13 protein-coding genes are annotated in these 14,934 nt (G+C 50.9%); all 13 read right to left on the reverse strand.

Going from position 1 to position 14,934, the window contains the following annotated elements:
* Positions 1-46 precede the first annotated feature (46 nt).
* Positions 47-1,015: an ornithine carbamoyltransferase gene (gene argF / locus L6H70_RS16115; protein ID WP_236334886.1), complete on the reverse strand. Its 969-nt coding sequence runs from the start codon at positions 1,013-1,015 to the stop codon at positions 47-49.
* Positions 1,012-2,298, reverse strand: coding sequence for an aspartate aminotransferase family protein (locus L6H70_RS16120; protein ID WP_236334889.1), 1,287 nt, complete (start codon positions 2,296-2,298; stop codon positions 1,012-1,014). Before L6H70_RS16120 ends, argF begins: the two co-directional genes overlap by 4 nt.
* A 97-nt stretch (positions 2,299-2,395) precedes the next feature.
* Positions 2,396-3,199 (reverse strand): acetylglutamate kinase, encoded by an 804-nt coding sequence (gene argB, locus L6H70_RS16125; RefSeq protein ID WP_236334891.1) that lies wholly within the window; start codon positions 3,197-3,199, stop codon positions 2,396-2,398.
* A gap of 40 nt (positions 3,200-3,239) precedes the next feature.
* A complete protein-coding gene (gene argJ, locus L6H70_RS16130; RefSeq protein WP_236334893.1) occupies positions 3,240-4,472 on the reverse strand; it encodes a bifunctional glutamate N-acetyltransferase/amino-acid acetyltransferase ArgJ in 1,233 nt (410 codons plus the stop codon).
* 21 nt (positions 4,473-4,493) lie between these two features.
* Positions 4,494-5,549 (reverse strand): N-acetyl-gamma-glutamyl-phosphate reductase, encoded by a 1,056-nt coding sequence (gene argC, locus L6H70_RS16135; RefSeq protein WP_423802835.1) that lies wholly within the window; start codon positions 5,547-5,549, stop codon positions 4,494-4,496.
* Between the two features lie 151 nt (positions 5,550-5,700).
* Positions 5,701-6,585, reverse strand: a complete 885-nt coding sequence (locus L6H70_RS16140; protein WP_236334894.1) for a YitT family protein — start codon at positions 6,583-6,585, stop codon at positions 5,701-5,703.
* Between the two features lie 98 nt (positions 6,586-6,683).
* Positions 6,684-7,818, reverse strand: a protein-coding gene (gene prfB / locus L6H70_RS16145; RefSeq protein ID WP_423802836.1) for a peptide chain release factor 2 whose coding sequence is annotated in 2 segments (ribosomal slippage) — positions 6,684-7,724 and positions 7,726-7,818 — 1,134 coding nt in all. Because the reading frame shifts where the segments join, the coding sequence is not laid out codon by codon here.
* Positions 7,819-8,225: 407 nt separating this feature from the next.
* Complete coding sequence (gene secA, locus L6H70_RS16150; protein WP_236334896.1) at positions 8,226-10,733, reverse strand: preprotein translocase subunit SecA; 2,508 nt, start codon at positions 10,731-10,733, stop codon at positions 8,226-8,228.
* A 298-nt stretch (positions 10,734-11,031) separates the two neighbouring features.
* Complete coding sequence (gene hpf / locus L6H70_RS16155) at positions 11,032-11,583, reverse strand: ribosome hibernation-promoting factor, HPF/YfiA family (protein ID WP_236334898.1); 552 nt, start codon at positions 11,581-11,583, stop codon at positions 11,032-11,034.
* Positions 11,584-11,837: 254 nt separating this feature from the next.
* Complete coding sequence (locus L6H70_RS16160) at positions 11,838-13,262, reverse strand: S-layer homology domain-containing protein (protein WP_236334899.1); 1,425 nt, start codon at positions 13,260-13,262, stop codon at positions 11,838-11,840.
* 503 nt (positions 13,263-13,765) lie between these two features.
* Positions 13,766-13,963, reverse strand: a complete 198-nt coding sequence (locus L6H70_RS16165; RefSeq protein WP_019915069.1) for a cold shock domain-containing protein — start codon at positions 13,961-13,963, stop codon at positions 13,766-13,768.
* A gap of 227 nt (positions 13,964-14,190) precedes the next feature.
* Positions 14,191-14,526, reverse strand: a complete 336-nt coding sequence (locus tag L6H70_RS16170) for a flagellar protein FliT (RefSeq protein ID WP_236334904.1) — start codon at positions 14,524-14,526, stop codon at positions 14,191-14,193.
* On the reverse strand, positions 14,519-14,911 hold the full coding sequence (fliS, locus tag L6H70_RS16175; RefSeq protein ID WP_236335179.1) for a flagellar export chaperone FliS: 393 nt from the start codon (positions 14,909-14,911) through the stop codon (positions 14,519-14,521). Before fliS ends, L6H70_RS16170 begins: the two co-directional genes overlap by 8 nt.
* Positions 14,912-14,934 lie beyond the last annotated feature (23 nt).

A 14,934-nucleotide genomic window follows, 5' to 3' on the forward strand; every position in this document is an offset into this window, starting at 1 on the left:
ACTAAATAGAATTAGATAAGTATCAGAAAAAGAAGCAGATCTCAGCTTAGCCCATCAACGCAGCCATCAGCGCTTTTTGCGCATGGAGGCGGTTCTCAGCCTGGTCGAAGATGACCGAGTTCGGGCCGTCGATCACTCCCGTGCTGACCTCTTCCTCGCGGTGGGCCGGCAGACAGTGCAGGAACAGGTAGTCGCTCTTCGCGCCTTTTACCAGTTCTTCATTAACCTGATAGTCCTTGAATGCTGCTTCACGCGCCAGCTGCTCGGCTTCAAAGCCCATGCTCGCCCATACATCTGTGTAGATAACGTCAGCATCCTGCACCGCTTCCTGCGGACTGCGGGTAATCACGATGTTCGCACCGGTCTCCTTGCCAATCTCGCGTGCCTCGGCAACTACTGCAGCGTCAGGCTCGTAGCCTTCCGGTCCGGCAATCGAGACATGTACGCCCAGCTTGGCTCCGCCGATCAGCAGGGAATGCGCCATGTTGTTGCCGTCGCCGATGTAGGCGAGCTTGAGGCCTTTAAGCTTGCCTTTATGCTCATAGACCGTCTGGTAGTCGGCAAGCACCTGGCAGGGATGCGCCAGATCGCTTAGTCCGTTGATTACAGGAATCGAAGCGAAGCGGGCCAGCTCCTCCACCTTATCATGACCGAAGGTACGGATCATGATGCCGTCAAGGTAACGGGACATAACCTGTGCTGTGTCGCCAACCGTTTCTCCGCGTCCAAGCTGGATGTCATTTTTGCTGAGGAACAGCGCATGACCGCCAAGCTGAAACATTCCGACCTCGAAGGATACGCGTGTGCGGGTCGAGGATTTTTCAAAAATAAGTCCTATCGTCTTACCCTTCAGCGGCTGGTAGACCTCACCGTTCTTTTGCTTCTGCTTCAGCTCAATAGCCAGATCAATCAGATACGTGATTTCCTCCGGACTATAGTCGTTCAGCTCCAGCAAATCACGGCCTTTGAGCTGCTGTGCGATAGTCGCCTTATCGCTTTGTACTCCCTGGCTCATGAATGTGCCTCCCCGTTTCCTTTGTTAGCATAAGTATGAATGAGCTGGACAAGAATGTCCACCGCCTGGTGGATCTCATCCTTACTCACATATAGATTAGGCAGCAGCCGGATCACGTTCGGTCCAGCCTGCACGAATAACAGTCCCTGCTTCTGTCCGGCCAGTACAATATCCCCTACCGGCTCTGTACACTCGATCCCGATCAAGAGGCCTTTGCCCCGGATTTCCTTCACAAAAGGCGTATCCGCCAGCTGCTCTCTCAGCAGTCCGCGCAGATACTCGCCCATCTCCTCGGCACGCTGCGGCAGCTCGTCTTCCAGCATCGTCTCGATCGTCGCTTCCATCACTGCTGCAGCCAGCGGCGTTCCGCCGAAGGTGCTGGCGTGGCTGCCCGGGCTGAATGCTTCGCGCAGATATCCTTTGCCGAGCATTACGCCTGCCGGGAATCCGCTGGCTACCCCTTTGGCCAAGGTGAAGATATCCGGCTCAATGCCGTAATGCTGATGCGCAAACAACTTGCCTGTGCGGCCCATGCCGGTTTGCACTTCATCCACAATCAGCAGCAGGCCGTGCTCTTGGCAGAGCTCGACTACAGCATCCAGGAATTCCTGCTGGACTTCCAGCACGCCGCCTTCAGCCAGGATCATCTCCAGCATGATCGCTGCAGTATTCTCCGTAATGGCTGCTTTCAATGCCGGCAGATCGTGCAAAGGTACGGTCTTGAAGCCCTCAGGAAGCGGCAGAAAGCCTTCCTTGACCTTTTGCTGCCCGGTCGCCGTCAGCGTAGCCAAGGTACGTCCATGGAAGGACTGCTCAAATGTAATGATTTCATAGCGGCCCGTTCCCTTCACCTTCTGGTGATAACGGCGCGCCAGCTTAATCGCGGCTTCATTCGCCTCTGCCCCGCTGTTGCAAAAGAACACCTGATCCGCACAGCTGTTGCCCGTAAGCAGCGCAGCCACCCGGTCCTGCCCCGGAATATGGAACAGGTTCGATACATGCCACAGCGTATCAATCTGCGCCTTCAGCTTCGCGCCGACCTTCTCGGGAGCATGCCCCAGACTCGTCACAGCGAGTCCGCACATGAAGTCGAGGTACTTGTTGCCCTGATCATCCCAGACCCAGCTGCCTTTGCCCTTGACCAGACTCAGATCATATCTGGCATAGGACGGGAATACCGCACTCAGCTTGGCAGGAGCAGCCTCCTTAGCCTCCGGTTGCACTGAACGGTTATCCGCCGCCCCTGTCAAAGAATCCTTTTCCGCTTGTGTTAGCTCACTCATTCTTAGTCACTCTCCCACCATGCTGCTTCCGGTAAACCGGCAGCGCTCTAATTTTGATAATACCGCCATCCGACTTGTCTCGCCTTATCTTAACAAACTATGAACGGATAATTCTCGTGCCCAGCTTCTCCCCGCGCAGCACGCGGCTTAGTACCTGGGGCTCCTTGCCGTCTACGATAACCACTTCGGACACGCTGCCCTGGATGCAGTCCATAGCGGCACGCACTTTTGGAATCATCCCGCCGTAAATTTCGCCGCTGGCAATCAGTTCTTCGATCTCTGTCACTGTCACCGACGGAAGCACGACCTTCTGACCATCAATAGTCCGCATAACTCCCGGAACATCCGTAACCACAATCATGGAAGGCGACTCTACAAAAGAAGCCACCGCCCCTGCCGCCGTATCCGCATTAATATTGTAACGCTGCCCCCCGGCATCTACACCTATAGGTGCAATCACCGGGATATAGCCGAGTGCGAGAATGCCCTTTATGATCTCCGCTTTAACCTCGGTGACCTCTCCGACCTGTCCTACTTCATCGCTGTTGGCTACGGGCCGCGCTGTAATCAGATTACCGTCAACACCGGACAAGCCGAGGGCCTGCCCGCCACTTCCCTGGATTCTTCGGACAATTGCCTTATTGATGCTTCCCGCGAGCGTCATCTCTACTACATCCAGCACTTCTTCTGTCGTCACCCGCAGGCCGTTCACAAAGCTGCTCTCAATCCCAAGCTTCGCCAGATTGCCGGAAATCGCCGGCCCGCCGCCGTGAACGATAACAGGCTGAACCCCGCCGCCCTGCAGCTCTCTTAAATCCACGAAAAAAGAATCAGGCAGTGCAGCCAGCGTGCTCCCGCCGCATTTCATCACGAACAGCTTCTCAATCTTTTGATCCGTCATTATCTCGGTACCCTCCTTATAGACTTATGCCAGCTGCCCATCAGGTGCGGTATGCAGCATTAATGCGCACATAATCATAAGTGAGGTCGCAGCCCCAGGCTGTTGCCTTACCGCTGCCGTCAGACAGAGCTACGGTAATCAGCACCGTATCCGTCTTTTGCAAATAGTGAAGAGCCTTCTCTTCATCAAAAGCGACCGGCCGCGACTGGCGCAGCACCTCGATTCCGCCAAGCGAAATATCCACCTTCTCCGGCGATACCGGAACCCCGGCGCGTCCCACCGCAGCAATAATCCGCCCCCAGTTGGCATCCGCACCAAAAATCGCCGATTTCACCAGACTTGAGCCGACCACCGTCTTGGCAATTGCGGCTGCAGCTTCATCATGTACTGCACCGCTGATCTGCACCTCAATCAGTTTCGTCGCCCCTTCACCGTCACGGGCAATCGCCTTCGCCAGATGCTGGCATACATGCGTAAACGCAGCGGCAAAAGCATCCCAGTCCGGATGCAGCCGTGTCAGCTTCTCATTGCCGGCCAGCCCGCTGGCCATCGTCACCAGCATATCATTCGTGCTTGTATCTCCATCCACTGTAATCATATTAAAGGTTGTATTGGTAGCCGTTCGAAGCAGACTCAGCAGGTCTTCTCCCTCAATCACCGCATCCGTTGTCATGAAGCCCAGCATTGTTGCCATGTTCGGATGGATCATCCCCGAGCCTTTGGCCGCTCCGGCAATCGTCACTTCTTCTCCGCCGACAAGGACTTTGACGCAGCATTCTTTTTTCACCAGATCGGTTGTCAAAATCGCCTGGCAGAACTCCTCTGCGCCCGAAGCACCGCCATCCAGCTTCTCTGGCAGTCCGGCAATACCGCTGCGTACGCGGTCCATCTTCAGCAATTCGCCGATCACACCTGTCGAAGCGACAGCAACATCCTGCTCGTTCACACCTAAAGCTCTGGCCGCCGCAGCACGCATCTCGTATGCATCGGCTTCGCCTTGATCACCTGTACAGGCATTAGCATTCCCGCTATTCACGATGACAGCCTGAAGCGTACCATTCGCCAGACTTTCACGCGTTACTTTGAGCGGTGCCGCCTGAAATACATTGGTCGTATACACGGCTGCAGCCGTTGCCGGAACTTCGCACAGAATGGCCGCAAGGTCGTTGCGCTCGGTTTTTTTGAGACCGCAGTGCAGCCCTCCGGAGATGAAGCCCTTTGGTGCAGTAATACTTCCGCCTTCTACGACGGTATATGCTTTGTTCTCGCTCATTGTATGTTTAACCGCTGAACCTTAAGGATACACTGGTGTGTAACCAAGGCCGCGGGTTTCCTCCCATCCCATCATCAAATTCAGGTTCTGAATCGCTTGACCTGCTGCGCCCTTAACGATGTTGTCAATGACGGACACAATGGTTACCCGACCTGTACGGGCATCTGCGGAGAAGCCGATATCGCAATAGTTCGAGCCGCTGACTTCTTTTGTTGCTGGAAGCACTCCAGCCTCACGGATCCGCACAAACGGCCTGCCTGAATAATATTTACGGTATAATTCCACAAAATCCTGCTCGCTATAATTTCCGTTCATTCCCGCATACATCGTGCTCATAATCCCCCGGGTCATCGGTACCAGATGGGTAGTAAATGTCACGGTTACTTTTTCCCCTGATATATCAGTAAGTACCTGCTCAATCTCCGGAATATGCTGGTGTTTATTAACTTTATAAGCCTTGAAGTTCTCATTCACCTCGGCAAAATGAACCCCAAGATTCGCGCCACGGCCTGATCCGGATACTCCCGACTTTGCATCAATGATAATACTCTCCGGCTTAATCCAGCCTGCTTCTACCGCAGGAATCAGCCCAAGCAGCGTAGCAGTCGGATAACAGCCGGGATTGGAAATGAAATCGGCACCTGCCGCACGTTCACCATACACTTCGCATAACCCGTAGACCGCCTGCTCCAGATAAGCTTCGGGCGGAGCCGTGTGCTTATACCATTGTTCATATTCTGCGCCGTCCTTCAACCGGAAATCACCGGACAGATCGACGACCTTCAGACCCGCCTCCAGCAGCTGCGGCACCAGCTTACCACTGACACCTGACGGCGTTGCGGTGAAAACAACATCCGCTCTGCCGGCGATCTCTGCCGGATCTACACCATCCAGCTTGCGCTCCACGATCCCCGTCAAATGCGGAAACCCAAGTTCGATAGGCTCTCCCGCGCTTGAGGAGGAGATTACGGAGGTAATCTCTATATCCGGATGGTTCTGCAGCAGCCTGATCAGCTCTACGCCCCCATATCCTGTTGATCCAACAATCGCCGCTCTCAGCTTGCCTCCCACTGTCATCCCCGCTTTCTGACTATTTCTTCAATGCATACCGTCCTGCAAATATGTATTATTATACGACCGAATTAATATAAATACAACACGTTGCGTTAACTTTCTTGGAGAGCTTGATTGTAAAAAAAGAGAAGCGCAAGCCTCTCCTATGGAGATTCTACGCTTCTCTTTTAAACCCTTCACCCAATACCTCGTGAGCCTCAGTAATAATGACGAACGCACCCGGATCCACAGAGCGGACGATTGCTTTTAGGCGGGTAATCTCATTCTGGCCGACTACCACCATTAGCACCGTACGGTTGTCACCCGTATAACCGCCTTGCGCATTCAGCTTCGTCAGCCCGCGGTCCAGATCATTCAGAATCGCCTGCGAGATTTCCTCGGTCTGATCCGAAATAATATAGGCCACCTTGGTTACACTGAAGCCCACTTCCAGTGCATTAATTACTCTGCCGGTCACAAACAATCCTATCAGCGCGTACATAGCCTGCTCCATGCCCAGCACAAAGGCCGCCAGGGTGATGACCGTACCATCCAGCAGCACTACAGACAGCGAGAAGCTGAAGCCGGTGATTTTCTGAATAATCTGCGCCAAAATCGTCAGTCCGCCGGTTGATCCGCGCCCGCGGAACACCAGTCCCAGCCCCAATCCCACAGCAATCCCCCCATAAATGGAAGCCAGCAGCGGATTAGTAGTCGGAACCGGACCATCCTTGGTCAGGTAGATAAAGAGCGGCAGCACAAAGCTGCCCAGCAAGGAGCGCATGCCGTACTGCTTGCCGAGAAAAATGACGCCCAAGATGAATAGCGGAATATTAAGTGCCCACTGGGTAAAAGCCGGCTCCGCGTTAAACCAGGCCTCTGCGAGTACGGACAAGCCGGATACCCCGCCCGAAGCAATCCGGTTCGGCAGAAAAAAGAGATTGAACCCCAATCCGGTAATCAGCGAGCCGATTAGTATTAACGCTACATCCACCGTATGGCGCAGCGGCCCGTTCAGTGGAATCAGCGGGGGTTTGTTGCGTGAATTGACTTTTTGCATATCTAGCTTCTCCTTAAGGTGTAATTGGGGCATCATGGGGCTGATCCATTTCAAAAAAAATCCCTACACCTCCGAAGACGCGTAGGAATACAGTTTGCTTATTCAACTTCAGTCTTAATCTGGCTGCGCAGATATCCGTCAATAAACGGATTCAGATCGCCATCCATTACCGCTCCTGTGTTCCCGGTTTCCACGGAAGTACGGTGATCCTTTACCATGCTATAGGGATGGAACACATAGGAGCGAATCTGGCTGCCCCAGGCAATGTCAGATTGCTCGCCGCGAATCTCATCAAGCTGCTGCTGCTGTTCCTGCAATTTCCGCTCATACAGCTTTGAACGCAGCATTTTCATCGCCTGCTCCCGGTTCTTGATCTGCGAGCGTTCGTTCTGGCAGGTTACAACCACGCCTGACGGCAAGTGGGTAATCCGCACCGCTGAGTCTGTGGTATTAATGTGCTGACCGCCCGCGCCGCTGGCCCGGTATGTATCGATCTTCAGATCCTCTGTACGGATCTCCACATCGACATCATCGGTAATCTCCGGAACCACATCACAGGACACGAATGAGGTATGGCGTCTTCCGGAAGAGTCAAACGGCGAGATACGGACCAGCCGGTGTACACCTTTTTCAGCCTTCAAGTAACCGTAAGCGTTAAAGCCCTTGATCAGCAGCGTGACACTCTTGATGCCTGCTTCGTCGCCCGGCAAGTAGTCGAGCACCTCTACCTTGAAGCCGTTCTTTTCGGCCCAGCGGGTATACATGCGCAGCAGCATTTGTCCCCAGTCCTGGGACTCCGTTCCGCCCGCACCCGGATGCAGCTCCAGAATAGCATTCAGTTTGTCATACGGCTGATTAAGCAGCAGTTGCAGCTCAAAGTCATCGACTTTTCCGGCTACAGCGCGGATCGTTCCTGCAACCTCTGCTGCCAGCTCTTCGTCGCCTTCTTCATCAGCCAGCTCCGCCATCATTGCGGCATCATCATACTCCTGCTGCAGCTTCTCAAACTGGTCCACGGAGGATTTCACCGCATTCATTTCACCGATGACACCCTGCGCCTTCTCGGGATCATCCCAGAAGCCGGGCGCAGCCATCTTCTCTTCAAAGTTCGCAATCATCTCAAGCTTTAGGTCTAAGTCAAAGAGACCCCCTAAGGTTGGTTAGTTTCTTGCCTATTTCACGCAGATCCTGCTTTACGTTGGAATCGATCAATGGGATCACTTCACCTTTCATAATAAAATGCTGGGCCGGGCCGCTGGGTTGGGGCCTTTGTGGATCCGGTTCTATTGTGCCGCTTACGGAGTTGGCACTTCAAAACTGCAATCCCCGGTTAGAACGCAGCTCCAGGGAATGTTTGGACTTCCGGCCGCTGTTAGGTTTGGATTTCCTTATTTCTAACCGCTCTTCGCGGTAGAAATCCAAACCTAAAGGCGGACGCTGTCGCTCCTCCAGTTCCAAACTTCCCCTCCGTCACTCCCGCCCGGGCTTTGGTTTTCAGATCATCATCGCTTGTTGCGCTTAATGATCAGCTTAACACCCAAACTCCAAAAAAACGGCCGGGCCGCAAACGGGGTGTCCCCCGGGCCCAGCCGCTTTTTATTGTCATTATAAACCTAAAGAATTAACACAATTCTTATATCTTATGCGTTCTGGCCGTGGCAGTTCTTGTACTTCTTGCCGCTACCGCACGGGCAAGGGTCGTTGCGGCCGATAGCAGCCTCAACATGCACAGGACGTTTCTCAACCGGTTCGGCGTTGGTGGAGATTTTGTCCTCCTCCACTACCGACTGCCGCTCCTGATTCGTTTCGATGTGCGCCTTCATAATATAAGTAGCGACTTCTTCCTGAATGTTGGCAGTCATGGCGTTGAACATCTCAAAGCCCTCAAACTGATATTCACGAAGCGGATCGGTACCGCCGTAAGCGCGAAGGTGAATCCCTTGACGGAGCTGATCCATTGCGTCAATATGATCCATCCATTTGCTGTCTACGGAACGAAGCACGATAACCTTCTCGAATTCACGTACCAGCTCAGAGCCGAGACGCTCTTCGCGTTCGGAATACTTCTGCATCACACGGTCGAAAATGTATTCGACGATTTCTTCAACTTCCTTGCCCCAGAGATCATCACGGGTCAGGGCACCTTCATCCAGCAGCTTGCTGTTCACATAATCAGCAACCTCTTGAAGCTCCCAGTTTTCCGGAATATCATCACTGCAGTGTGCGCGTACCACACGGTCAATGACCGGCTGGATCATTTCTGTTACGACATCTTTGATATTATCGGATTCAAGAATTTCACGGCGCTGTTTGTAGATAATCTCGCGCTGCTGATTCATTACATCATCATATTGCAGTACGACTTTGCGGATATCAAAGTTATTGCCTTCCACGCGCTTCTGGGCAGATTCAACGGCACGGGTAATCATGCGGCTCTCAATCGGCTGATCTTCTTCAAAACCGAGACGGTCCATCATATTCAGGACATTGTCCGCGCCGAAACGCTTCATGAGCTCATCGCCGAGGGACAAATAGAACTGAGTCGAACCCGGGTCGCCCTGGCGTCCCGCACGCCCGCGCAGCTGGTTATCAATCCGGCGGGATTCATGGCGCTCCGTACCAATGATATGCAGACCGCCGAGATCCGTTACACCTTCACCCAGCACAATATCGGTACCGCGACCAGCCATGTTCGTAGCGATTGTTACAGTTCCCGGTTGTCCGGCATGCGAGATGATCTCTGCTTCGGATTCATGATGTTTAGCATTCAGCACTTGGTGTCTTACACCTTTGCGCTTCAGCATTTCCGATACGCGTTCGGAATTCTCAATCGATACGGTACCAACCAGCACCGGCTGATTTTTCTTGTGGCGTTCAACGATCTCTGCTACCACCGCGTTAAATTTGCCGTTCTCGCTCTTGTAGACCACGTCAGGCATATCAACACGCTGGTTCGGCTTGTTCGTAGGAACCTGCAGAACTTCCAGACCGTAGATTTTTTTGAATTCCTCTTCTTCCGTCTTCGCAGTACCTGTCATACCGCCAAGCTTGCGGTACATCCGGAAATAGTTCTGGAAGGTGATTGTAGCCAGCGTCATGCTCTCGTTCTGTACCTCGATCTCTTCCTTCGCTTCTATCGCCTGGTGCAGCCCGTCGCTGTAACGGCGTCCAGCCATCAACCGGCCCGTAAATTCATCAACGATGACAACCTCATCACCATTCACTACATAGTCTACATCACGGCGCATAATTACATTTGCCTTGAGTGCCTGGACGATATGATGGTTCAGTGTCACATGACTATGATCATAAAGGTTCTCAACACCAAAAGCGCGTTCAGCCGTAGCCACGCCCTTCTCTGTCAAAGCCACTGATTTCACTTTAATATCTACTGTATAGTCCTCTTCAGCAGTCAGCTTCTTCACGAAGCGGTCTGCAGCATAATACAGTTCTGTCGATTTCTCGGCTTGTCCGGAAATAATAAGCGGAGTCCGCGCTTCATCGATTAGAATGGAGTCAACTTCATCAATAATACAGAAATATAGCGGGCGCTGTACCATTTGCTCCTTATAGAGCACCATGTTGTCACGCAAGTAGTCAAAGCCGAATTCATTGTTGGTGCCGTACGTAATATCGCAGGCATAGGCTTGTTGTTTATCAGCATGGTCCATGCCGTTCAGGTTGACCCCAACCGTCATGCCCAGGAAGTTATAAATTTGTGCCATTTGCGCACTGTCGCGCTGCGCCAAATAATCATTTACCGTTACGACATGCACACCCTTACCGAGCAATGCATTCAAGTAGACCGGCAATGTTCCTACCAGTGTCTTACCTTCACCTGTCTTCATCTCGGAGATCCGGCCTTCATGCAGCGCCATACCTCCAACTAGCTGTACGTCAAAATGCCGCATGCCCAGCGTCCGTTTGGAAGCTTCGCGTACGGTTGCAAATGCCTCAGGAAGAATTTCCTCGAGGGTCTCGCCTTTTTCAATCCGGGCACGGAATTCTTCGGTCTTAGCCTTGAGCGCTTCATCCGAGAGCGCTACGAAATCCGGCTCGAGTCCATTAATCACTTCGACCGTCTTCATCAGACGTTTGACATCGCGTTCATTGGTGTCACCGAATATTTTCTTTACAAGTCCTAGCATGGTTAACCCCTTTCATGCAACACAGATGGTGGAATCGAGCCCATCCTCACTAATATTGAAAGGGCCATATATTATTTCGATTCCGCTGCTTCATAAATTGTAACAGTTTGTAAGAGAAGCCGCAATACGAGTAGCTGTAACCTTATTTGGCAAAATATAAGAAGCTGAGCTTTCTTCCCCTTTATATACGCACAAGAGCCCTATTCGCTTCAAGCGAATAGGGGCTCGGTTAATTGTCTTAGTCATACTGATGCGAAGAAAACATTCCCAGTATCTCTACATTTGAGTATATACAGGTCTAGTTCTGTTCGATCAGGCCGTACTTCCCATCATTCCGTTTGTAAACAACACTCACTTCAGAAGTGTCAATGTTGGAGAATACAAAGAAATTATGTCCAACCATGTTCATTTGCAGAATCGCTTCCTCGACATCCATAGGCTTCAAGGTGAAGCGCTTGTTCCGCACAACTTCCAAATCATCGTAATCTTGTTCCTCTACAGCAACAGCACTTGGGGATCCTTCCACAAACAGGGTCTTCAGACTGCCTTCCTGACGGAACTTACGATTGAGTTTGGTCTTATGCTTGCGAATTTGACGTTCCAGCTTGTCCACGACAGCATCAATAGAAGCATACATATCGTCGCTGCGATCCTCGGCACGAAGCGTAACACCCGCCAGTGGAATGGTTACTTCCACCGTATGAAGGCCACGAACAACGCCAAGCGTCACAAATCCTTCTGAGGTAGGGGGTGCATCGAAATACTTCTCAAGTCTGCTGAGCTTCTTATCAACATAGTCTCTCAAAGCGTCGGTCACTTCAATTTGTTGACCTCGAATGCTGAATTGCATGGGCACTCCTCCTTTGTTTACGTTCTCATTATACCAAATTGTCAGGCCTAAGTAAAAAGCAATTCATTACAGACTTTACATTTACCTTACATATGTCCAACTTTCTTTTATTTTACAAACAGAAAGTCCGGAAAGGGCAATCCTTTTTCCCTTATCCGGACCTAGTCTGGCTAAATATATTATTGCTGATACCCTTTAATTATAAAATCACTTTTACCGCGTATTCATTTCCTCACAGCCGCTATTTCTTATGGCTATTTGGTATGAATCCGCAGAATTTCTACGGGCGACCATGAGCTGCCGCTGCCTGTGATGACATATACCTTATAATCAGTGTGGGCAGTAAGTCCGCTTAACGTCAGCGTTTGTCTAACTCCTGGAGCTGGAGCCGGCGAAATAGTGCCTGTCCAAGGAGCACTCAACAGAACGCCATTGCTATTTTGACCGGCAGCAACCTGCGCTGCACTAGGATCGGCAGCATTAGCCGGTAATACAACATATCTTACCGGGGCAGATGCGCCTCCTGCCTGACCATAGGTTACATAGACATCGGCAGTAACAGTACCCATGGAGCCCGGACTAAGCTCTGTAATCGCCGTAGCACCACCTGAGGCTGTAGTCAAACGCAGAGTTGACACAGCCGACCAGCTTCCAACAGAATCCGAAAGCGCGATATAAGCCGTATACTCGGTGTTAGCCTGCAGACCATAGACGGAGAAGGCAACCGTCGTATTACCAGTTGCTGCTACTTTTCCATAGTTTACTCCTGCAGTTCCTGTACTGGTCAGGCCTTTTGTAATCTGCAGTGTGCTTGGCACTGCAGCAGTGCTGGTGTAAGGAGCGACCACATAATACACTGCCCCCGTCACTGACGGTGTCAGATACACATCTGCCGTAACCGAACCGACATGCCCATAAGTAACATTGCTAACCGATGGTGCAGTGGTACTTCCACCTCCACCTCCACCGCCGCTTCCTCCACCCGTTGTGCTTGTAGGCGTTGGTGTTGGGGTTGGCGTAGCTGTTGCTGATGGAGTAGGTGTAGGCGTCGCCGGATTACCTGAACCGCTCGGCTTGTTAGCCGCTGAGTTCCCAATAATACCTACCGCCTCAGCTCTGGTCAGTGGTCTCTTAGGCCCGAAGGTTCCATCCGGGTAACCGTTAATGATGTTCTTAGCGGCCGCGGCTGCGACTGCACCTTTAGCCCATGAAGCAATTTGGGCACTGTCCTTGAACGTAAGCGAGGTGTTGCTGGTATTCAAGCTAAGGAGCTTGGCAGTAATTACTGCAGCTTCCTGACGGGTAAGCGGACTGGACGAGCGGAATGTATTGTTCTCATATCCGCCGATGTATCCGGCTTTTACGGCTTTTGCCACTTCACTATAAGCCCAATTAGAGCTCTTTAGATCTTTGAACGCAATAGATGCCGTTTCCGTGAATCCAAACAGGCGATTCACCAGGGCAACATATTCCCCGCGGGTGATGGGCTTATTCGGCTTTACAGTGCCGTCAGCATACCCCTGCAAATAACCCTTGTTGAGCCAATCCTGCAATTGGTTTTGTGCCCAGTGCCCTTGAATGTCCTTGGCAGCCGGCGCTGCTGATACACTACCCAAAGCTCCGAACAACATGCTAACCCCAAGCAAACCAGTCATCAAACCGCGCAATGCTTTCTTCATCTTCATTCTGCTGTCCATCCTCCTAATAGTTTGTGAGCATAGCCTGCCGATTAGTATCGTACAAAAGCGACACTGGAAGCGTATGCTTAAAATTGGTGAGCCTCCGCTTTGTAAAAACACTTGTCCAAAACCTGCTTCGGAAGCATACTGTTAGTTCTGTCAGCTTAGGCAGTATGAATAACTCAGGAACGCTTATTTTGGAACCATTATCCGTAGTACATGGGCTTTAGCATCACTATACATCTATCGCTAATTACATCATTTTCAACTATACGCCTAAGCTGCGATTAGTCTGCATCGAGGCAAGAACGTAGGCCCAACGTCTTTTATTACCCAGATTTTGCATTACTCTAACAGAAATATGGAAATTCATGTTAGGTTTTCGCTTTACACACCTCTTTCCGCACAACAAAAAAAGACCTTGGGAAAATCCCAAGGTCTGTGCTAGCGTAGTCTCAATTGCTAACCATCTACCATATATGTAGGTCGGCTGCGCCGGATGATTATAATTTGATGACGTTAGCTGCTTGTGGTCCGCGTGCGCCTTCTACGATATCAAACTCAACGGATTGACCTTCATCCAAAGTCTTGAAACCGTCAGTTTGGATTGCGGAGAAGTGTACGAATACGTCGCCACCGTCGGCAGTTTCGATGAAACCATAACCCTTTTCTGCGTTAAACCATTTAACTTTACCTTCCATTGATTAAACATTCCCTTCGTCATCAGATGAACGTGAGTCTTGCTCACAACTCGACTATACCACCGCTGCTTCTCTATTGTCAATTGGAAAAGTAAATGTTTACTTTCAATAATTTACCATTCGTTAATTTAAAAATAAAGTAGCTTAAACTGTGATAATTTCATCAAAAAAGGAGCAGACGCTTTATAATACCCGTCTGCTCCTGAGATGAAACATCAGGAAATTATTTATTTTTTGCGGTCCATTAGGATGCTGTCGGGGGCGTATTTGGCTTCGTATGCGTTGCGCTGGGTCTTGGCTTGGTTACGCTTCATCAGCCAGTCTTGAGCCTCCACCCGCAAAGCATTCATCCGATCCAGCAGCACATTATCATGCTCTAGAATTCGATTGATTTCTTGCTTTTGTGCAGGTGAAGATGGGCGTAATTCGACTTGTTCTGCAATCGAATCGACAAGTTTCTGCCGTTCCTCCACAAAGCTCACAAGTTCCTCATAAGTTGCTTCCTGTAGCCTGCCCAACATTTCACGGGTAAGCTGATCCAGCGTGCGGATTAATTCATCCATTAGCAATCTCAGTTTGGCCTGCCGCAAGCTTGGAGGCTTGGAGCCAGGTTTCGCGGAGTTCGATCAGATAGCCTAAAGCCTCTTCGGCTTTTTCCCCACTTTTATGAATATTCGCTTCGATCAGGAGATGATTAGCATATTCATAAAGCGAGAACAAATTCTTAGATATTTCAATGGAATGATCCAATGTAGACATCAGTTCGCTTATAATGGTCTGAGCCTTTCCAAGATTAAGATTCGTTTTCTCATAATCTTGTTTACTTATTCCATCCATACCAGCCCGTATAAAACGGATTGCTCCGTCATACAACATAATTACCAATTGTGCAGGTGTAGACGTCTGTACTGAAGACTGACGGTATTTCTCATAAGGAGATTTTAGCAATTGTGTCACCCTCTATTATTAAT

It is taken from the genome of Paenibacillus auburnensis (genome assembly GCF_927798115.1).
Classification (GTDB): Bacteria; Bacillota; Bacilli; order Paenibacillales; family Paenibacillaceae; genus Paenibacillus_AQ; species Paenibacillus_AQ auburnensis.

Bases quoted from the DNA above. Each gene is read 5' to 3' on its own strand.
- argF (WP_236334886.1), bottom strand. From the start codon at position 1,015: ATGAGCCAGGGAGTACAAAGCGATAAGGCGACTATCGCACAGCAGCTC.
- L6H70_RS16120 (WP_236334889.1), bottom strand. From the start codon at position 2,298: ATGAGTGAGCTAACACAAGCGGAAAAGGATTCTTTGACAGGGGCGGCG.
- argB (WP_236334891.1), bottom strand. From the start codon at position 3,199: ATGACGGATCAAAAGATTGAGAAGCTGTTCGTGATGAAATGCGGCGGG.
- argJ (WP_236334893.1), bottom strand. From the start codon at position 4,472: ATGAGCGAGAACAAAGCATATACCGTCGTAGAAGGCGGAAGTATTACT.
- argC (WP_423802835.1), bottom strand. From the start codon at position 5,549: ATGACAGTGGGAGGCAAGCTGAGAGCGGCGATTGTTGGATCAACAGGA.
- L6H70_RS16140 (WP_236334894.1), bottom strand. From the start codon at position 6,585: ATGCAAAAAGTCAATTCACGCAACAAACCCCCGCTGATTCCACTGAAC.
- secA (WP_236334896.1), bottom strand. From the start codon at position 10,733: ATGCTAGGACTTGTAAAGAAAATATTCGGTGACACCAATGAACGCGAT.
- hpf (WP_236334898.1), bottom strand. From the start codon at position 11,583: ATGCAATTCAGCATTCGAGGTCAACAAATTGAAGTGACCGACGCTTTG.
- L6H70_RS16160 (WP_236334899.1), bottom strand. From the start codon at position 13,262: ATGAAGAAAGCATTGCGCGGTTTGATGACTGGTTTGCTTGGGGTTAGC.
- L6H70_RS16165 (WP_019915069.1), bottom strand. From the start codon at position 13,963: ATGGAAGGTAAAGTTAAATGGTTTAACGCAGAAAAGGGTTATGGTTTC.
- L6H70_RS16170 (WP_236334904.1), bottom strand. From the start codon at position 14,526: ATGGATGAATTAATCCGCACGCTGGATCAGCTTACCCGTGAAATGTTG.